At 39.2% G+C, this 20,651-nt stretch carries 20 protein-coding genes and 1 riboswitch; of the genes, 4 read left to right on the plus strand and 16 right to left on the minus strand.

The features are described 5' to 3' along the window. Positions 1–176 precede the first annotated feature (176 nt). The 12 genes from OZZ83_RS10750 to OZZ83_RS10805 all read right to left on the minus strand — a co-directional run bounded on the left by OZZ83_RS10750 (position 177) and on the right by OZZ83_RS10805 (position 13,262). Positions 177–2,258 carry a heavy metal translocating P-type ATPase gene (locus OZZ83_RS10750; RefSeq protein WP_278023761.1) on the minus strand — a complete coding sequence of 694 codons (2,082 nt, stop codon included), beginning with the start codon at positions 2,256–2,258 and terminating at the stop codon, positions 177–179. Between the two features lie 203 nt (positions 2,259–2,461). Beyond that, positions 2,462–2,821, minus strand: coding sequence for a YccF domain-containing protein (locus OZZ83_RS10755; RefSeq protein ID WP_002291778.1), 360 nt, complete (start codon positions 2,819–2,821; stop codon positions 2,462–2,464). Positions 2,822–2,850: 29 nt separating this feature from the next. Beyond that, a complete protein-coding gene (locus OZZ83_RS10760) occupies positions 2,851–3,192 on the minus strand; it encodes a hypothetical protein (protein ID WP_002316395.1) in 342 nt (113 codons plus the stop codon). Next, a complete protein-coding gene (locus OZZ83_RS10765; RefSeq protein ID WP_002320309.1) occupies positions 3,189–3,863 on the minus strand; it encodes an SGNH/GDSL hydrolase family protein in 675 nt (224 codons plus the stop codon). Before OZZ83_RS10765 ends, OZZ83_RS10760 begins: the two co-directional genes overlap by 4 nt. Before the next feature lie 168 nt (positions 3,864–4,031). Then, positions 4,032–4,418: an iron-sulfur cluster biosynthesis family protein gene (locus OZZ83_RS10770; protein WP_002308691.1), complete on the minus strand. Its 387-nt coding sequence runs from the start codon at positions 4,416–4,418 to the stop codon at positions 4,032–4,034. Positions 4,419–4,822: 404 nt separating this feature from the next. Then, positions 4,823–6,121 (minus strand): asparagine--tRNA ligase, encoded by a 1,299-nt coding sequence (asnS, locus tag OZZ83_RS10775; RefSeq protein WP_002308688.1) that lies wholly within the window; start codon positions 6,119–6,121, stop codon positions 4,823–4,825. A 39-nt stretch (positions 6,122–6,160) separates the two neighbouring features. Continuing rightward, positions 6,161–7,351 (minus strand): pyridoxal phosphate-dependent aminotransferase, encoded by a 1,191-nt coding sequence (locus tag OZZ83_RS10780; protein WP_002291769.1) that lies wholly within the window; start codon positions 7,349–7,351, stop codon positions 6,161–6,163. 20 nt (positions 7,352–7,371) lie between these two features. After that, entirely contained in the window at positions 7,372–7,899 is a 528-nt protein-coding gene (locus OZZ83_RS10785; RefSeq protein ID WP_002316397.1) for a cell wall elongation regulator TseB-like domain-containing protein, read from the minus strand. Between the two features lie 46 nt (positions 7,900–7,945). Beyond that, complete coding sequence (locus OZZ83_RS10790) at positions 7,946–10,735, minus strand: helicase C-terminal domain-containing protein (RefSeq protein WP_002308685.1); 2,790 nt, start codon at positions 10,733–10,735, stop codon at positions 7,946–7,948. A gap of 146 nt (positions 10,736–10,881) precedes the next feature. Further along, a complete protein-coding gene (locus OZZ83_RS10795; RefSeq protein ID WP_002288762.1) occupies positions 10,882–11,082 on the minus strand; it encodes a cold-shock protein in 201 nt (66 codons plus the stop codon). 451 nt (positions 11,083–11,533) lie between these two features. Then, the gene (locus OZZ83_RS10800) at positions 11,534–11,854 is read right to left on the minus strand and encodes a hypothetical protein (RefSeq protein ID WP_002291761.1); all 321 of its coding nucleotides are present in this window, start codon (positions 11,852–11,854) and stop codon (positions 11,534–11,536) included. A gap of 289 nt (positions 11,855–12,143) precedes the next feature. Then, a complete protein-coding gene (locus tag OZZ83_RS10805; RefSeq protein WP_002294874.1) occupies positions 12,144–13,262 on the minus strand; it encodes a baeRF6 domain-containing protein in 1,119 nt (372 codons plus the stop codon). 232 nt (positions 13,263–13,494) lie between these two features. Between OZZ83_RS10805 and OZZ83_RS10810 the strand changes: the two genes are divergently transcribed. The 3 genes from OZZ83_RS10810 (at position 13,495) to OZZ83_RS10820 (ending at position 16,362) form a co-directional block, all read left to right on the plus strand. After that, positions 13,495–13,617: a hypothetical protein gene (locus OZZ83_RS10810; protein ID WP_002294875.1), complete on the plus strand. Its 123-nt coding sequence runs from the start codon at positions 13,495–13,497 to the stop codon at positions 13,615–13,617. 117 nt (positions 13,618–13,734) lie between these two features. Further along, positions 13,735–15,042: a serine hydrolase gene (locus OZZ83_RS10815; protein WP_002308679.1), complete on the plus strand. Its 1,308-nt coding sequence runs from the start codon at positions 13,735–13,737 to the stop codon at positions 15,040–15,042. A gap of 120 nt (positions 15,043–15,162) precedes the next feature. Then, the gene (locus tag OZZ83_RS10820) at positions 15,163–16,362 is read left to right on the plus strand and encodes a YdcF family protein (RefSeq protein ID WP_278023759.1); all 1,200 of its coding nucleotides are present in this window, start codon (positions 15,163–15,165) and stop codon (positions 16,360–16,362) included. A gap of 26 nt (positions 16,363–16,388) precedes the next feature. Here OZZ83_RS10820 and OZZ83_RS10825 read toward each other — a convergent pair whose 3' ends face one another. From OZZ83_RS10825 to OZZ83_RS10840, 4 genes are all read right to left on the minus strand, one after another. Then, positions 16,389–17,657, minus strand: a complete 1,269-nt coding sequence (locus tag OZZ83_RS10825) for a voltage-gated chloride channel family protein (protein ID WP_025478139.1) — start codon at positions 17,655–17,657, stop codon at positions 16,389–16,391. Positions 17,658–17,712: 55 nt separating this feature from the next. Further along, positions 17,713–17,779, minus strand: a riboswitch (Fluoride riboswitch). 41 nt (positions 17,780–17,820) lie between these two features. Next, on the minus strand, positions 17,821–18,468 hold the full coding sequence (locus tag OZZ83_RS10830) for a FusB/FusC family EF-G-binding protein (protein ID WP_002336521.1): 648 nt from the start codon (positions 18,466–18,468) through the stop codon (positions 17,821–17,823). 408 nt (positions 18,469–18,876) lie between these two features. Next, entirely contained in the window at positions 18,877–19,380 is a 504-nt protein-coding gene (locus OZZ83_RS10835) for an HD domain-containing protein (RefSeq protein ID WP_002291751.1), read from the minus strand. 122 nt (positions 19,381–19,502) lie between these two features. Further along, positions 19,503–20,267 carry a TrmH family RNA methyltransferase gene (locus tag OZZ83_RS10840; RefSeq protein ID WP_002294889.1) on the minus strand — a complete coding sequence of 255 codons (765 nt, stop codon included), beginning with the start codon at positions 20,265–20,267 and terminating at the stop codon, positions 19,503–19,505. Positions 20,268–20,374: 107 nt separating this feature from the next. Here OZZ83_RS10840 and OZZ83_RS10845 point away from each other — a divergent pair, with 107 nt between their 5' ends. Continuing rightward, positions 20,375–20,650 (plus strand): acylphosphatase, encoded by a 276-nt coding sequence (locus OZZ83_RS10845; RefSeq protein WP_002289551.1) that lies wholly within the window; start codon positions 20,375–20,377, stop codon positions 20,648–20,650. Position 20,651: the final 1 nt, after the last annotated feature.

Below are 20,651 nucleotides of genomic sequence, written 5' to 3' on the forward strand. Positions count from 1 at the left end.
TCAAAAAAAGGAGTTGTTTTCTTTCATTTCATTGATTTTATTGTATTTAAAGCAATTTTGAATTTTCTGCAAAATTAAAAACATCAGTTATTTTATAATCCTAGCCATTTTCTTTGTATTCTTTTATTAAGAAAAAGGTATAAAAAAAGAGGACGCTCATTCGTCCTCTCTACTGGTCAATATTTATTTTTTACATGTAAGCTTCGCATGGCATTCAAAACAGCTAGGACTGTTACCCCGACATCTGCAAATACTGCATCTCCCATTGTTGCAAAACCAAAAGCACCTAAGGCAAGTACCAACATTTTTATTCCAATAGCAAAAACAATGTTCTGCTTGACGATCTTCAATGTTTTCTTAGCTAACCGGATCGCATCTGCAATCTTCGATGGTTGATCGTTCATGATGACTACATCTGCTGCTTCAATTGCAGCATCGCTTCCTAATCCACCCATTGCGATCCCTACATCTGCTCTTGCTAGCACTGGTGCATCGTTGATTCCATCTCCGACAAAGGCGGTCTTTTTATTGCTTCTTTGTAAGATCTCCTCTAACCGCTGTACTTTATCTTCTGGAAGTAGTTCACTGTATATCTTGTCCACGCCAACTTGCTTCCCGATATGATCAGCGATTTTTTTCGAGTCACCTGTCAACATTACTGTGTGCTTGACACCAGCCTGTTTTAGTTGAACCAATGCGTCTACGGCATCTTCTTTCAAGGTATCCGCAATGACAAGATAACCACTATAACTTTGGTTGATTGCTATATAAAGCAGTGTACCGATTTCTTGACTTGAAGGAAAAGAAATCTCAAACCTTTCCATCAATTTGTGATTACCTACTAATATTTGTTTGCTGTCAACTTCAGCTAAGATTCCTTCACCTACAAATTCTTGGATATTTGTCGCCGGTAAAAGCGGACCTTCGTAGCCTTCTAAAACGGATTGCGCAATCGGATGTGTAGAAAACTGTTCTGCACTTGCAATATATTGCATAAATTTCTTTGGATCAATTCCTGTTGGATCGATCGTCTGGATCGAAAAGTCGCCTTTTGTTAATGTGCCAGTTTTATCGAAAACCACTGTCTCAGTTTGTGCAAGCAACTCCAAATAATTTGAACCTTTTATTAATACACCAATTTTACTTGCTCCGCCGATCCCACCAAAGAAACTAAGTGGTACGGAAATCACTAATGCACATGGACATGAGATCACTAAAAACGTCAACGCCCGATAGATCCATTCAGAAAACGCCGCTCCAGAAACTATTGGAGGTAAAACAGCCAATAAGACGGCCAACCCTACAACGACTGGTGTATAATATCGCGCGAATTTGGTAATGAAATTTTCAGTTGGTGCTTTTTTGCTGCTGGCATTTTCTACTAATTCTAATAATTTACTGATGGTAGAATTTTCATAGGATTTTTCTACTTGAACTAAAAATGGTTTATTTTTATTGATAAATCCACTTAATACTGTTTCACCAACATATACTGATTTAGGAACGGATTCACCTGTAAGTGCGGATGTATCGACTAATGATTCGCCTTCGATGATCGTTCCATCTAACGGTACACGTTCACCAGGCTTAACAAGTACATACTGACCAATCTGCACATCTTCAGGATTCACGGTCATCAATCCTTCTGCTGTCTGTATGTGCGCTGTTTCTGGACGGATAGCCATCAATTCACGAATCGATTTTCTTGAATGATTGACTGCCAATCCTTGGAAATATTCGCCGATTTGATAAAATAGCATCACTGCTACGGCTTCTGGATATTCACCGATCAACATAGCGCCGATCGTAGCCACAGACATGAGGAAATTTTCATCAAAGATTTGTCCTTTGACGATATTCATCACCGCTTTTTTCACTACATCATATCCTATCAGCAGATAAATCAATAAATATCCTATCAAACGAATTGGTTCATTAAAATCAAATAATAGCAAAACAACGATACCTGCAAGTGAAAATAAAATCCGGATCAGCGTGTTTCTCTCTTTTTCATTTCCATGTTCAGATACTTTTTCTTTATCTATTTCTGTTACCTTGACGTCTGGTTCTAATTCCCTCACTACTTTTTTTGTTTCCTGTTCAACCGTAGCTAATCGATCTTCCGCTACGTCAATCGTTAGTTTTCCAGAAGTGAAATTTACCGTTGCTTCCTTGACTCCATCGATTTGCTGGACTCCTTTTTCGATTTTCATCGCACAGTTCGCACAATCTAAACCTTCTAATCTGTAACTTTTCATTTTAATGGCCTCCTCGCCTTAACATATGAATATCTCTTCATAACTAATTATAAATGAATGTACATTCATATGTCAAGGTATCCGAAAGAAAAAATGAGTTTTCAAAATATAAAAAGAACCAGATAAAACACGTGATAGTTGTGTTTCATCCAGTCCTCTCGTTCATAAAACATGTTTAGGACACTCTTTTAGAACATCCTGACTTATATAATCTCTGCACCAAATGGCATTAACGCCAATCGAGCAAGTTTGAAAGATTGCTTTGCAAATGGTATCCCTATAATCGTGATACATAGAAGGATGCCGCTGACGACATGTCCAAGAGCAATTGGGAGACCTGAAACGATCAGCCAGATGATGTTAACAATCAATGACATGCCGGACTGGTGATAAATTACTTCTTTGCCAAAAGGCGCAAAAGAAAGGGAGGCGATTTTAAAACACTGCATACCGATGGGGATACCGATGATCGTGATACACCAAAGTACCCCTGCTGCTAACCAGCTAAGACCCCCAATTAGTCCGCCAAATATGAACCAGATGACATTTCCTAAACAACTCATTGTATTTCTCCTTTTATTACTGTTTTTAATTAGAACTGGACAAAAAACGATTTGATTTTTCTTTTTTTAGCTTCCAGCATCAAGTATTCCGCAAATCTTTTTTGGATTTCTTCCGTTTTTTCTTTTGTTACTAATGTGTGTTGGATTAGTTTTCCTGCTGGTCGCTGATCCACCCGTTCTTCTGATTGCTGTTCATCTGCTTGCGCAAAACCGATGATCCGGTTTTCTTTTGTTACAGCAACGATCAATAGTTTATTCCTATCATGTAGTTCAGCTGCCGTTTTTACTTTTACGAATGATTCTGGATGATCAGTAATCAGCTGATTGATTTGAGGGAGATCTTCTTTTACTGCCCTTCGTATTTCCATCATTTCTCCCTTTTCTTTCGTTCATTTTTATTTCCACTAAAAAAATCAACTGCGGAAATCGCATCTATCCAACTTTGTGCAATAATCTCGTGTCCGCCAATCGTTGGATGCACGCCATCTTCTTTTGTATATTTCGAAAAACCATAAGCGATTCCTAAAGCATTGAATATTCCATCTAAAGGAATCAGTAATGTGCCATATTCTTTTGCGAGTTTACGAACGGTTTGGATCTTAGGGTCTAAGTCTTTGCGCCACCCATAACGATCATTTGTCACAGGAAGTACAAAAGGCTCCATTAATACGATATTGCAGATTCCAGCTGCTTGTAGTTCATTTAGTAACTCTCGATAAACGGATTCAAATTGCTGCACAGATTTCTCAGTGCCGAATATAGCTTGATCTCCAGTATTATGCCACGTATCATTGATTCCAATCAAAATCGATACATAATCAGGTTGCAGAGCTAAACAATCTTCTTGCCAGCGCGCTTGCAGATCTGCAATTTTGTCTCCTCCTATCCCACGGTTTATACATTCAAATTCCATCGTTGGATATCGTGAGATTAGTTTCCCGGCAATCAAAAGCGGATACCCTTTACCTAAATCCGTTGCTTCTGAACGGTCTCTTCCTGCGTCTGTAATACTGTCACCAATAAATAACACGCGTGTTTTCATTTGTCAAAAACTCCTTTTTGAATAAAACGACGATTTTCTTCCTTATATTATCCCATAAGCTCTGCCAAGACGAAAGAGTAAATAGATGTATAAAAAAAGACACCCGCCTAGTTTCCTCAAACGATTGGATGAATACTCAACAAGTGCCTAGTTTTTTATGCTTTTTTCTTAACGTGCCGGATTTTTCTTGATTCCTTCGTTGTTTGATTCAGTGAAATCGATCAGACCTAAGTTTCCGTCAATCAGCCCACTGTCGCCCGTCAAACTCAAAATATGACGAGAAGCATCAAAACGTATATTCATATGCTCATCTAAGTCTGCCAACGAATATCCCTTTACTAATATCTCTCCTAGATTGCTTGGGATAGATTGGTCATAACTTTCTGTCGACATATCTGATCCGATGATTCCAAGGGTGAATTGAACTTGCATGTGGATCATTGCATGCTGAGAATACGGACCTATTCCATCTTCGAATGTTAATATTAGTTTGTTTTCAGGTGCTAGATGCTGCTTTATTTCAGCAGCAGAAGCATCATCAAATCGGATCTCCATTTGAATCGCCTTCTTTGTATATGTTGGATTGATTGCGATTTCATTATAGAACCTTGTGAATCAAATAGCAATTTCTTTTGCTTTCTTCTCTTGTCTGTTGGAAACTTCCTTTATCCCGTATTTAAAAAAAGAACTGCGAGAGCTCGCAGTTCTTTTTTAGAATAAACGGTGTTCAATCAGCTGACCCTCGATATTAGCTCAAAAAACGGTAAAATATGAGAAGCTATTTTTCCGTTTTGTTTCTCTAATACTCAGGTCAAGGCACTGATTTCACAACCTCTTCCTTAAACGGTGTTCAAAAGCCAGTTTCTCGGTATTAAGCCAAATTTATGTAAAAATGTGGAAAGCCATTTTTTACAAAATTTTTCTTAATACTCGAAACTAAACAGCTTTTTCATCACTTCTTATGGATAAATTCGGTTCAACAAACGTGGGAATGGAATAGCTTCACGCACATGGTCGATACCAGCAATCCAAGTGACTGTTCGTTCAAGACCTAGACCAAAACCAGAGTGCGGAACAGAACCGTATTTACGTAAATCAAGATACCATGAATATTCTTTTTCATCCAAACCGTGATCACGGATTTGTTCTAACAAGAAATCATAGTCCGTTGCCCGTTCGCTTCCGCCAATGATTTCACCGTAGCCTTCTGGTGCGATCATATCTGCACAGATCACCACGTCTTCTCTTGTTGGATGTGGTTTCATGTAGAATGGCTTGATGGCTTTTGGATAGTTTAGGATAAAGACAGGTTGTTCGAATGAATTCGCAATGAACGTTTCATGAGGTGAACCAAAATCTTCGCCCCATTCGATGTCATCAAATCCATTTTTCTTCAGTAATTCGATTGCATCATCGTAAGTAATACGAGGGAATGGCAATTTTGTATAAGTTTTTAAGACTTCTTTGTCTCGTCCTAGTACATCCAATGCGTATTCGCAATGATCTAAAACATTTTGTACTAAGAAGGCTACATATTGCTCCTGTACTTCTAAACTTTCTTCTTGGTGAGTGAAGGCCATTTCTGGTTCGATCATCCAGAATTCAATCAAGTGACGGCGTGTCTTTGATTTTTCAGCACGGAAAGTCGGACCGAATGAAAAGACTTTTCCGAAAGCCATAGCAGCAGCTTCCATATATAATTGGCCACTTTGAGATAAATAGGCTTTTTGATCAAAGTAGTTTGTTTCGAATAGATCCGTTGTGCCTTCTGGTGCTGAACCAGTCAAGATTGGCGGATCGATTTTGACAAAATGATGTTGATTAAAGAATTCATACGTTGCACGAATGATTTCATTTCTGATTTGCATGATCGCATGTTGTCTTGAAGAACGTAGCCATAAATGACGATGATCCATCAAGAAATCTGTTCCGTGTTCTTTTGGTGTGATTGGATAATCGTGGCTCTCGCTTACTACTTCCACATTTGTAATCCCGATTTCATAACCGAATTTTGAACGGCTGTCTTCACGAATTTCTCCAGTTACTAACACAGATGTTTCTTGGTGCAGATTTTTAGCTGTTTGGAAAACTTCTTCTGGCACTTCGCTTTTTACAACCACCCCTTGGAAAAAGGCTGTTCCATCTCTTAATTGTAAAAATGCGATTTTTCCGCTTGATCGTTTATTTGCGACCCAAGCGCCGATTGTTACTGTTTCTCCCACATGGTTTTTCGAATCGATGATTTGAATTTGTTCCACGTATGACTCTCCTTTTATATTCCTTGAATTTCTTCAGGATTAATTTTGACTTTTACTCTCAATAAATTGCTTGATTCTGCGTACCGCTTCTTCTAACGTAGCCCGATCAGTCGCATAACTCATGCGGACATTCTCTGGTGCCCCAAATCCTTCGCCAGTCACAAGTGCTACCCCTGTTTCTTCTAAAAGATCTTCTACCCATTGTGTGACATTTTCATACTTACACATGCGTAGCGTTTCTTTTACATTAGGAAAAAGATAAAAAGCTCCTTGCGGCTTTTCAAGAGAAACACCTGGTAGTTCTGCCACAAGCGGATATAACGTATTCAGGCGTTCTTCAAAGGCGTTCCGCATTTCTTCTACTGTATCTTGCTCACCTTTCAATGCTTCAACAGCTGCATATTGACTGACTGCGGTCGGATTGCTAGTTGATTGGGAAGCAACAGCGATCATCCCATTGATAATTTCAGGATTCCCAACCGCATAACCGATGCGCCAGCCTGTCATCGCATAGGTCTTAGACACGCCATTTATGATGATGGTCTGATTTTTGATTGCTTCTGAAATCGTTGCAATTGGAGTAAACTCATTGCCATTATAAACTAAACGACCATAAATATCATCAGCAACTATCAAAATATCATTTTTTACTGCCCATTCACCAATTGCCTGCAGTTCATTCTTGCTATAAATCATTCCAGTCGGATTCGATGGCGAATTGATGATCACGGCTTTTGTTTTTCCTGAACGTGCTTGTTCTAACTGTTCAACAGTGACTTTCCAGTTATTAGATTCTTTCCCTTTCACAAAGACAGGCAGGCCTTCTGCCAGTTTCACTTGCTCGCCGTAACTGACCCAATAAGGCACAGGAATGATGACTTCATCTTGCGGGTCCAGAATTGTTTGAAAAAGTGTATACAAAGCAAATTTCGCGCCATCTGTTACGACCGTTTGTGAAGATTCATAGACAAGTCCATCGTTTTTCTTCAGATAATCAACGATCGCCTGTCGAAGTTCTGGGATTCCTGCTGTTGGTGTATAATAGCTAGCTTTTCCGTTACGGATTGCTTCGATTGCTGCTTCTTGGATGTTTTCTGGTGTCGCAAAATCCGGTTCTCCCACAGTCAAACTCAGCACATCTCTTCCTTTTGCTTTTAACGCCTTGGCTTTTGCCGCAGCTGCCAAAGTAACAGATGGTTCTAATCGTTTCGTTCTTTTTGATAACTCCATCCCATTCATTCCTTTACCTATTAAATTCCCTTGATTGTCTTGACTTCATCTCCTGATTCAAAACCAATCAGGTAATAATTCAATTTTCCATTTGTTTCTTTTCCTACTACTTCCCATACAGGCTGATCATCGTACATTCCTAATGCTGCTTTTTCGATTTGGATTTCAGGATGAGCTGTAGCAATTGTTTGTTTCGCTTCGTTTTCAGTCAACCCCTTCGTTTGATCCAATACTTTTACTTTTTCACCAGATTTAGGAATGATAACGGCGATTTCTTTTCCTTTATCATTCGTACCCGTCAATGAAAAGTACGTTTTCTTTCGAGTAAACCAGTAAAAATGATCAGCTTCCTCGAGATTTGCATATTTCTTTGCGATTTCTACTGCTTCTTTTTTCGCCTGGACCGCCGGACGACTAGAACGCAAGTAAAAAATCGAGCTGATCACGATGACCGCTAATAAAAACACGATCAAGCCAAGCAACACGCGATTAATCGTTTTTTCCTTTGTCTGTTTTTTCTTCAAGGGTCGTCGCTCCTTTATCTTCATTCCTTTTCATTATAGCAGATTTTAATGATGAAAAAAGACGGCACCTTTAACTTCCTTCTTCATTTTTCTTTAAGAATTCATGGAGATCCTGATAGATTTCATCCATAGCTAGCTCTTTTATCGGTACTTTTTTCGGTAATGCATGGATGATTCGTGCACCATATTTTGCAGTGACTAATCTCCGATCCAAAATAAGTAATACGCCACGATCTGTCTCCGTCCTTATCAAACGACCTAATGCTTGGCGTAACTTCAAAGCTGCTTTAGGCACGGATTCCTGATAAAAAGGATTGATCCCCTCTGATTCCAGATAAGCATTCCTAGCTTTGACCATGGGACGTAACGGGTTGTCGAAGGGTAAACGTGTGACTACAACAATCTGTAAAGCATCTCCAGGTAAATCTACACCTTCCCAAAAGCTGTCAGCACCAAATAAGACGCTTTTTTCTGACAAAATGAAGCGTTTCAAAAGTTTTTCCCGACTTCCGCCAAATCCTTGAGCAAGAATTTCACGTCCTTTTTCTAGCATAGACAAATGCATTTTCTGATATACCTTTTGCAAAACATCATGAGAAGTGAATAAAACAAGGATCGGCCGATCTTCTTGTTCAATCAATCCTGTGAGTGCTGCTTCTAAATAATCGATATATGCTTGATTGCTGACTTGATGGACTGCAGGTGCTTCTTTCGGCACATAGATTCTTGCCTGTTTCTCGTAATCATAAGGAGAAGCAATCACTTTAAGAGGTGCTGCTTCAATGCCCAGTCGTTTAGAGAGATACTGTCGATTAGGTCCGATCTTCAGCGTTCCTCCAATATAAAGAATATGGTCATATCGTGGATACCACACAGTGGACGGCAACATAGCTGCTTGAAAATCATGGAGATGAAAAATCATCTGCTGTGCTGTATTCCCAGGAACGAACCAATGGATCAAATGATCTCGCCAATCTTCTAGCCATTGGTCCATCAGCAAGTATTGCTTGTCTAATTGATCAAATAAGCTATATAAACTTGCTAAATCGATCCGCATCTGGTTAGTCCAACTTTCTTGGATAATCTCAAAAGTCAAGCGCATTTGTGATTGTAGTTGTTGGATCTCTTGATAAAAAAGTTGCAGGTGATCCATTGCTGTCCCAGATTCCAGTGGCAGCTGATCCAACATTTCTTTTGTCATCATGACTTCTTCTGGATATTGTCCGTTAGGTTGCTTGCTGCTTACTAAGTTCATTAATCCCTCTGCCACGCAAATCTGCGCTTCGCATAGCGCAGAGAGTTCTTCTCGATAAATCGACAACCAGCGTAAGGCTTCATGTTCCTTCGGCAAATAACTTTGTATGCGGTCAAATAACTGATTCGGCTCTTCCAACTGCTGGATTTGTTTATGGAAGTAGTTAATACTTAGTCGTTTGTCATTTACTTTTTCAGCAATTTCCGGCAAATGATGCACTTCATCAATCAACAAATAAGGACTAGCTGGAAGCAATGGTTCTTTTCGCTGTGTTTCTTGTACTAAAAATGCATGGTTGACAATCAAAAAATTGCTTTGTTTGATTTTCTTTTGCAAGAAACGCACAAAGTCTTGTTTGTAAAACGACTGATTCCTTGCTAAAAACCCGGTGCCTCTGTGCGCGACATCTGCAAAGAATGCATGGTTCAGATTAGTTAAATGTAATTCATCCAAATCACCGGTCTTCGTTTGTGTTAGCCATACTAAGACAGCCATTTGGTACAAAGCATATTGTTTTTGTCCCGGCGGTTCCACAAGTGTACCTTTAAAACGCTGTAAATCAATATAGTGGCGATAGCTTTTGATAATCACAGGTTGTATCGGCTGTTCTAGTAATTGATTCAGTAATGGAATGTCTTTTTCCATGATCTGCTGCTGCAAAACAAGCGAAACGGTGCTGATGACAGCTGGTTTTTCAGGTGTAGCCAAATAACTCAAAGGCAACAGATAACCAATCGTTTTGCCCATTCCTGTAGCTGCTTCGATCATCAAATCTTTTGATTCATCTTTTGTGAAATGGTCGTAGACAGCATTCATCAGCCTGTTCTGTTCTTTTCGATACATCAGTGTTTTACCAAACATTTTTTCTTTTGCTTGTTTTTTTCTTGGATATGTCCGCTCGCCATAATGGACGGATGTGAATAGTTCCACTTCTTTTTTCTGCAAAGCTAGCCCATCGATGATTTCTAATGAGAGATCAAGGGGCTCCGGGTTTTCTTTCATTTCTTCAAGCACGTGGTAAATGAAACGACTCGTATCCATTCCTGTATGGCTACTTAATCGTGCAATCTGCTCTAATGTGATGATCGGCAATTTCCTCATTCGTTCTTCGATTAGTAAAAGAAGCTGACCTGTCACTTCGGCATCACTATCCGCCTGATGAGGATTCTCATGAATAAAGCCAAGGCTTTCTGACAAATCAGCTAAGCGAAAACTTGGTTCCGTCGGCAAGAAAATTTGTGCAAGTTCTACGGTATCGATGCCCGGTATCTTCAAACTAGGAAGTCCGCATCGCATGAGTTCATGGTTCAAAAAATTATAATCAAAATAAATATTATGCGCGACAAATATGGTGTCTGCCAAAAGATTGTAAATCGTTTGGGCGACATCTTCAAAATAAGGCGCTTTTTGGACGCGTTGATTCGTGATCCCTGTTAAATGCTGGATTTGTTTTGAAATCTTCCGCCCTGGATGAATATCGATCGAAAAACGTGAAGTGATCCGACCAGCTTCAATCATGACGCAGCCAAATTGGATGATCCGATCTTCTTTTGGATTCGTCCCAGTCGTCTCGATATCAACGACTGCATAAGTTCTTGGTTTCAAAATATCTTCCTCTTCTCCTGCCTCTAATGTTCTTTTGAAATTATACTACAAAGTGCAGAAAAATACTCTCATCGCTTTTTAAGGAAAAAAAGACAAAAAAGCCCAGACACATAAATGTCTGGACTTTTATTTTTAATATAGGTAAATTAAGCTTTAGTAACGTTTGTTGCTTGAGGTCCGCGTTGACCTTCTTCAACGTCGAAAGTTACTGCTTGGCCTTCTTCTAAAGTTTTGAATCCGTCGCCTTGGATAGCTGAGAAATGAACGAATACATCGTTTCCGTTTTCTGCAGTGATGAATCCAAATCCTTTTTCTGAGTTAAACCATTTTACTGTACCTGTTTCCATAATAAAAATCCTCCTTGTGTTTCAACACATATTTTGCAATTACTTGAATGGTGTATATCTGGAAGATGTTTATTTGAAACAAGCTACCACAGATTACCGAACAAAAACTACTTCTACAGTATATCATACCGTTTACAAAAACGCTAGAGTTTTTCGATATTTTTTTATAAAAAAATGTTTTCTCAGCGATTACATCAAGTGAAAAACCGAACTTTCTTAATGACAAACGTTCTATTGTTCAGATACCCCTCTTTCGATCCATTGCACCTCTTTAAACTAAAAAATTATTCTATCTGACTATTTATTGTTTCTGTTTCAACGGTTGAGGATGGGGAAGACTCTTTAGTAGGTCTGATGTTCTCATGGTATTTCTGATAGCCTATGACAGTGACCAGAAGAACAAGACAAACCAATACGATCAACGAGATTAATTTTTCTTTTTTGTTCATACCTATACCTCATAAATGACAGGATGATGCCCATCATATTTCTGAGCATGGGTAACAGCAAAAGCTGCAGCTGTTGAATGGAAGAAATGCCAGCAACTTTCGTAATCACATGACGGACAATACCAAAAATAACCAAACCTTGGCTGCAAAGCCCGTTCTTCTGTTTCAGGGAACGCAGAATCAAACGCTGATGTCTGCGCATAAATATTTTTGTACATACGTGCGCCTGTGCTTAGAGAACGCTGTGTTTCTTCTGCAAAAACTGGTTGACTTGTTAAACTTAGGGATAGAGACAGCAAACACCATAACAGTCTTTTTTTCATAAAGATCTCCTTATCGATAAGTTTTTCCCAATTAAAATCATATCTCAAGAACGACCGTTATTTGCATTTCATTCATAAATGGTGTTTTTTGTATCATAATCGTCAAAAAAGAGGTCGTGACGATGTCACGACCTCTTGATAAACGATGTTCCAGAAGTAACTTCTTCGGAAATAAGCCGAAATTTCACAAAAATTTGAGAAATAATTTTCGTAAATCTCTTCTTATTCTTGATGCAGAACAGCTTTTTCTCTCTAATACTCAGATAAAAACACTGATTTCACAACCTCTTTAATAACGAAGAATCGCTGTCAGACTCTTTTCATCTGGCGCATCTTTTTGATCCAAAATAAACACTTTCCCACCATTAATAATCACATCGTCTGCCAAAGCATTCAGCACTTGACGCCGATCATATTCTGTTTCAGGATCTTCTCCGAAACCATCAGCTAAGTTTGACGTAGCGATAAACAAATGGGATACTTTTCCTTCTTTCGCAGCTGGAACGATATCAACTAACTGATCGATGAATTTCTTATCTAAAAGTTTATTGTACTCTTTTGATTCTTGGGCTGCTAGTTCACTTGACAGCTTCTTCGCTCCTTCTTCGATATCTCTAAAGGATAGTTGTGCTGGAGAAGCAGAAATCGCAACGTCTGCACAATAGTAAGGATTTTTGGCGATTTTTTTGAACATCGTCTGATTTTCTGGTAGAGCGAATAAATAAATCGGCCATTGTTCAGGATTTTCGAAAGAATCCTTCAAGTACGTATCAACTGCTTGGTAATAGTTGACCCAATCGATCTCTACTTCTTCATCTTTTGGATTCACGCCATGGAAAGTAACGCCATCTCGGGCACCGCCTCCTCCATTAGAAGAGAAGTTCAAACCGCCACCTGTCAGTTCAGATCCCAATGCAGTAACAACATCGACCGGTGCCCCTTCTGGTAGAGACACTTCTTTTACTTGTTTGTTGCTGACTTCATACAATTTCATGGAGTCGCGGTTCAATCCCAACAGATAATAGGAATAGTTGAACTGTCCATTTTTGATAATGGCCAGTAAATAAGGAAGATCACTTACATAATATTGATCGTCTACCGGGATACTCAAACGATGTATATAGGTTTGATCAGCAGTTATAATGACCGCTACACTCGTAGTTGCACTACGCCAAAACGAAGGATCTCCTAACAAATTTTCAATTTTTTCTTGGAACGGGGACCAGTCATGCTCGGAATATTTTTTTTCAAAACGTTTCTTTGCTTCTTTTGCAAAATTTTTGAATTTGATTTGATCTTTTTCCACATCTTGATGTGCGACATGCGTATTCAGCATGATCGTGACGAACGGTCCTTTAGCGCCTTCTGAAGTCAATTGTGACAGTAGTTCTTTATCCTTTTTTGCCATAAACGTACCCCTCCTAAAAAAATCATTCCTTTGTGTCTATCTAAAGTCTACCACAACACTATTTTTCCATACAATAAAACGTATCTAAAAAAATAAAACGGTTTCTTTAGTTGGGTATTTTGCAATTTTTTTAAGTTATCTTCATAATTTCCTCAATTATTTGGGTATAGTCTTCAACTATTCTTCATGAAAGGCTGTTAGACTAAGAAAAAGAATAAAAGAGGTGGACCTTATGCATTTGATTATGATTTTTAGTTTATTAAGTATCATCAGCTTGTTTGCTTTCAGCGCTTCCCGCTTATTAGAGGCGGAAACACAGCCTGTTCCTATAAAAGTACGAAAAAATGACCGCTAACCTTTTCATAACGCGCGTTCTTATCCTAAAGTTTTTTTCAGAAACATTGAAACTCTCTTCCCTCTCTGATAAAATTTTAATTTGTAGCGAAACAAATTAAATACAAGGAGATCGGATATGTCCATAAAAAAAACACGTCTAGTCCTATTATTGGCTAGTCTCATTCTTTGCCTTGCTTCTTTTCTACCATCTGTTGCTGTGCAAGCTGAAGATACTTTCAAAGTAAATGCAAAAGCAGCCTTTGCTGTAGATGCGCAAAGCGGCAAGATTCTTTATGATCAAGATGGAGAAAAAACCATGGGGATCGCTTCAATCACAAAAATCATCGGTCTTTACATCGTCCTTGATCAAGTAAAAGAAGGGAAACTATCATGGGATGATAAAGTTTCAATTTCAGATTATGCAGAAAATTTGAGTGTCACCCCAGATTTATCAAATGTTCCTTTGCATAAAGAAAACACCTACACCGTTAAAGAATTATTCGACTCTGCAATCATCCAGTCAGCCAACGCTTCAATGGTTGCCTTGGCAGAAAAAATCTCTGGCAGCGAAGCAAAATTCACTGAACGAATGAAAGAACAATTGAAAGATTGGGGTATCAAAGATGCAACGATCGTTAATGCATCAGGACTGAATAACTCTTATCTTGGCGAAAACCGACCAGAAGGTACTGGAGAAAACGACGAAAATCAAATGTCTGCTCAAGATGTGGCTATCGTTGCCCGTCATTTGATCTTGGATTTTCCAGAAATACTGGATGTATCTAGCACTACGACACAAATGTTTGGCGAAAACACGCAATCACCAGTAGAAATGGTCAACTGGAACTGGATGCTCCCAGGATTCGTGAATTATAAAGAAGGCGTGGACGGATTAAAAACTGGTACGACTGAACTTGCAGGAGCCTGTTTCGTCGGTACGATCACTAAAAACGATCAACGAATCATCACTGTCGTATTGAATGCAGACGGCCATGCGGAAAACCCAAGTGCCCGTTTCAATGAAACAGCTCGCTTAATGGATTATTGCTACGACAATTGGTCAGAAAAAGAGCTTGGAAAAGCCAATGCAAGTATCCCTAGTCTAAAAACCATTGATGTAAAAGACGGGAAAGAATCAACAGTGCCCGTTGTGCTTAAAAGTCCTGTAAAAGTATGGGTACGGAACGATATGGATACTGGAAAATTAACAATCACACCAACTCTTGACAAAAAACAAGTCACTGACAATGAGATCCAAGCACCTATGGATAAAGGAACAAAAATCGGTACCGCAACGATCACCTTGGCAGAAGATAAATTAGGTTATCTAGAAGACAACAACGCGCCATCCACAGAAATCATCACGGATAAAACCGTAGAAAAAGCAAATATTTTCGTTATTGGCTGGCGACGCGTCGCAGAATTTTTCGGTAACTTGTTTTAATTGAACAAAAAGAAAAAAGCATCTTTCCATGTGGAAGATGTTTTTTTGCTTTTTCTAGTTTAAATAACAGCTTTTTTCATCTATTTTCGTTATACTGTATAAGAAAAAGGAGTTGAATTTATGAATCTAACCAGAGATCTGATTTTTTTGGTTCTCTATCTTATTGGGGTATTCTCCATCGTTTATTGGCGAAAACAGAAAAAGGATCCTTCCTTGTTCTTTTACAGCAGTACGTGGACATTTGCGGTAATCTTGACTTATTTTGTCGTGTTGGAAATTTTTTATTCGACCTTTTATTTTTTGATTCCCTTAGTGTTTTTCAGTATCTTTGCCTTTTCCTATTTTTCAGAAAAGCGAAGGCTGCTGAATGGTCTTTTATTCAATGTTTTCCTCATTAGTTTTGGTATCTACTTGTTTGTCTTGCTATACGAAACACAAAATATTTTTCTTGGCGGACTGATTGCCTTGATCACGATCCCGTTACTGCTTGTCTTTCTATTCGGCATTTATGGATTGATCGTTTTTCTTTTTTGGAACGGTGTCACAGTTTTACGTAGAGAGTCGCATTCATTAGCTAATCTTTTAACGTTGATATTAGCCATTTTTCTTACATTGTTTCTTGTTTTTGACTTTTTCTTGTTAAAATATTTACCACAATGGATAAATGCTTTGTTTTTCTGCATCCCATTGATCTTGATCTATCTATTTATCGTATTCTACAACTTTTTGACTGTCTCATTCTTGTATCAGTTCAACCGCCCTCGATACAACCAAGACTTCATCGTTGTGTTAGGCGCCGGGTTGATCAATGGAGAAACAGTTTCTCCTCTTCTTGCCAAGCGAATCAATAAGGCGATTGCTTTTTATTGGGCACAAAGCCGTGCGACATTAAATCCGCCTATCCTATTAATGTCGGGTGGACAGGGAGCAGACGAAAAAGTACCAGAAGCAATGGCGATGAAACAATATGCCATGGAACAAGGAATTCCTGAAAGAGATATTCTTGTCGAAACCAATTCGACAACCACTTTGGAGAATATGCGCTATTCAAAGGAAATCATGGATCAGCAAATGAAAGGGCCCTATCGCGCGATCTTCAGTTCCAACAATTACCACATTTTCAGAGCTGGTCTCTATGCACGACAAGCGAAACTGAAGGCAAATGGCATTGGGGCAAAAACAGCTTTCTATTACTTGCCTAACGCGTTTTTAAGAGAATACATCGCCATCTTGATGATGAACAAAAAAAGACATATGATCATTTGCGGATTGCTTTTCGCAGGTTCCGCACTCTTATCACTGATCACTTTACTTTTCTAAAAAACCAAGGTGTGACAAAACATATGTCACACCTTGGTTTTTTCTTTTATTCTCTTGACGATTGGCAAGAATAGTATTCCTTTTTTGACGGCTACTTGCTGTGCAGAATAAATACCGCTGTTTCCTGAACACATAAAGCTGATCAAGCAGATCATAAAGAAGTAAACAGCAGCTTGTGAACCAAACAATTCGATTCCCATCACAAAACAGGCAATCGGTGTATTTGTCGCACCAGAAAATACCCCGATAAAACCTAATCCAGCAAGAAAAGGAACAGAAACATGGAGCAAAGGCGCTAGTACTGCGCCAAGCGTTGCACCAATCTCAAATAGTGGTGTCACTTCTCCCCCTTGGTACCCCGCACCTAAAGACAAGACCGTGAAGAATAATTTCCCAATAAAATCATAAGCATGTGCCTGTCCATTAAATGATTCCTGCAGTAACGGAAGACTCAACCCAAGGTAACGTTGTGTTTGCAAAATCAACGCTGCGGCTACAACTACTGCTCCACCTATCGTATTTCGCCAAACAGGATGAGGAATCCATTGCGCATACCGCGCTTTTAAAAAGACGATCGAACGGCTGAATACCCAACCAATCAAACCAAAAGCAATCCCAGCAACAAAAACTTTGAAGAACAGCAACATACTCCATTCAGGAATCACACCCATTTGGTAATGTAGATGAGAAACACCATAGCTTTCTGTCATGAAATTTGCAAAAAGCGCAGCAAAGAAGCTAGGAAATATTGCTTCTGTTCGGACTTTACCGATTGCCAACACTTCTAATCCAAATAATGTTCCAGCTAAAGGTGTGCCAAATACAGAACTAAAACCCGCACTGATTCCACTGATAACCAAAATCTCCCGTTCTGCTTTATCCAATCGGAATAAATGCGCTATATTATCAGCTAATGCTCCCCCCATTTGAACTGCTGTTCCTTCACGACCAACAGATCCCCCAAATAAATGGGTAGTGATGGTCCCAAACAAGGTCAATGGAATGAGCCGCAAAGGGATCTTCTCTTCTCCTCCATTCCCTTGATCGATCACTAAGTTATTCCCACGACTAGAAAGACCGCCATGATACGCATAAAGATAAGCAAAAAGCGCGCCGCTGACTGGCAATAGATAAAGTAGCCAAGGATGTGCTAGTCGGATATCTGTCACGAACGTCAGGCTATTTAAGAAAAAAGCAGACAAGCTCCCCATGAATACTCCGAGAATCGCTGTGACCACCAGCCACTTCAACATGTACATCAAAATACGCACTGGACTCGGTAATTGTTTTTCCATAAAAAATTCCTCCTCAAATAAAAAAACGCCTACTAAAGAAAGGGGCTGGCCCCAGACTTTAGTAGGCGTCATTAGCTATCTTACGTTAGCATTTAAAGGCGAACACCATCACCTATTCACTTCCATTAAAAGATAGCATATTTTTCTGTAAAAAACAATAAAATTATCGTTCTTTCTTTACACGTTCAGCAAATTCATAGAAAGGAGCCAATTTCGTTAACTGTTGATTACATTGATCACTATCATGACAAATATAATTCCCCTTTTTCGTATACGTGCCATCAGAACCGGCTTTCGTTGTAGAAAGAAAGAGCGAGACATTCGATGTTTTCTGACAGATCGCACAGATTCCCTTATTAATCGTTGGTGATAAAGTACCGCTGATCCCTTTTAATTTTCCATCTTCGTAATAAACCATGAATTTTTTTTGCGTCCCTGGATCATTCCAACCGATGTACGTATGTGCTTGCAAGTCGATTTCATTCCAAGCGGGTTGTTTGAGTTTTTTCACTTTTCGGAATAATTTCTCGATTTGTGGTTTGCTCGGCTGCATAAACGGCTGGACGATTTGCTTCAGCTCCTCCAATGCTCGTTCTGCTTGCGTTTTTGTCAGTTTTACGTCTAAAACTGTCGTTAAAAACGTATCGATTTCTGGTGGTTCGTAACCTAATACATCGCGAATCTTTTCAGCTGCTAGAGCCTGAACCGTTTGTACCGTTTTTGAGTCATTGACAGATGAGTACGCATTTAATAACTGCTCTACTTCTCTTTTTATAAAAAAATATTGATATGGTTTCATTGTTTGTTCCATGATTTTAAAGTCCTTTCTTCTAACCAAAGTGCATACTTTGTAGAAAAAAGTGATCTTCTGCAAAGTATGTGTTACCTGAAGATCCCGGACTCTTTTAAATAAGATACGTTTTGCATCTTATCATCACCCCCTTTAATGTTCATTCTTCTATGTACATGATTCATTCGATAAATAAAAGTAAACCGTATCTTGAGCAGATAGTCAACTGCAAACAGAAAAAGGACTGTGACAAAAGTCGTGTCAAAGTCCCTTTCTACAAACAAACGGTGTTCCAGAAGTAGCTTCTTCGAAAAATAAGCCGGAATTTCACAAAAATTTGAGAAGCAATTTTCGTAAATTCCTTCTTATTTCTTGAAGCTGACCCACTTCTGTCACAACCTCAATATGGTCTATTATTGGTTTTACCTGTTAAATCGAGGATTCTTTTCCGAAGTAACGTTGCCATCTCTTACGCATACTTGCTGACATAGGCTGAGCGGCTTCTTTGACTGCGCAGTATTTGTCTACGAATGTTACGATATATCCTTCTTTGTACTTAGGCGGTGCAATCGTTGCGCCCCACATGTGCTTCAAAATGATATCTCGCTCAAGATCCGACAATTCGGTGATCTTTTCTGCATTCTTTACAGCGATTCTTGGATGGATATACGCATGTGTGCCTTCATCAAATTTCGTCGTACGCCAATCATAGTAGAACAGATCGTGCAAAAGTCCAGCACGCGCTGTTGCTTTAGCATTGCCACCCCATTTTTTTGCGAGCAGATAACTATAGTAAGAAACACTGATGGAATGCTCCAAACGAGTGGAATGAACATGCTGTGTGTAATTCGCTAATTTTTTCACTGCTTCTGTTTCTAAAAGATCTTCTACATAAGACATATATTCTTCGTCTTCACGCCATTTTTCTGTCATAATTATCGATCTGCCACCTTTTTGAATTTCATTTTCTTCTGAAATTGATCTAAGTATACCACCAGTGTTCGGATTATTCTAGTCGCCTTGGATAAAATAGCCAAAGCTTAATAGTTCCTTAATCATAAAGAAAAATGATAAAGAACAATCCCTGCCGCAACCCCAACATTCAACGATTCCGCATTTCCTTTCATCGGGATATATACGTTCTGATCAGTCAAAGACAAGATTTCCTGACTTACCCCCTGACCTTCGTTCCCCATGATTATTGCGAAGTTATCTGATTTTTCTACTTTGTCTAATGCGTGTGCTTCTTCATTTAATTCTGTGCCATACACTGTAAACCCTTTGTCTTTCATTAAAGGAATCACTTCTGTCAAATCTTTTTGCAACACAGGCAAATGATAATTGCTTCCCTGCATGCTGCGCAGCACCTTTGTACTATAAATATCTGCCGTTCCTTTGCCTAATAAAACACCAGCCATATCAAATGCATCTGCCGTACGGATCATCGTCCCTACATTTCCAGGATCTTGTACATTATCTAATAACAGCCATCCTCCTGAAAAATCTGGCGTGCCTTCAGCCGTTAACGCCATCACTGCTAAGATTCCTTGTGGTGTAGGTAGATCCGATACAGCATCCATGACCTCATCCGAAACTAGAAAAGTAGAAATCTCTTTGTTTGCGGCCAGCCAGTCTCCCCATTCTTTCATGCCTCGCTGTGTCACAAAAAGTTCTTTTATTTCTGCATCAGACGACGCAGCTTCTTCAATCAGATGGAACCCTTCCAAAAGATATTCTTCCTTTTCTTCCCGATATTTCTTTTTATGTAGTTTTTTTAATTCTTTGATTCTTGGATTTTTTGCTGATTGGATCTCTTTCACATTCCTCACCTCCCCATGATTATATCATGGAATAGGTGCTTGAGCTTGTTTCATCCTAAAAAAATCGGTATCATTAATTTATAAAATAGGAAAGAAAGGTGACGAACATGCGCAAAGTTAAAATGAACGTCCAAGGACGCGTCCAAGGCGTAGGATTTCGCTACATGACCAAGATGGTCGCTGATCAACTAGGCGTGACTGGAACGGTAAAAAACGAAGACGACGGCTCAGTCACAATCGAAGCAATCGGCAATGACGACATCATCCAGAAATTTATTGAAGAAGTCAAGAAATCACCGAGCCCAAGTGGACGAGTGCAGTATGTGGATGTCCAAGAAGACCCGATGATTGAGGAACGAAAGAAATTTGATGTGGTGGGATAAG

The sequence above is a fragment of the Enterococcus sp. E5-162 genome (assembly GCF_035725965.1).
Taxonomy (GTDB): Bacteria; Bacillota; Bacilli; order Lactobacillales; family Enterococcaceae; genus Enterococcus_B; species Enterococcus_B lactis.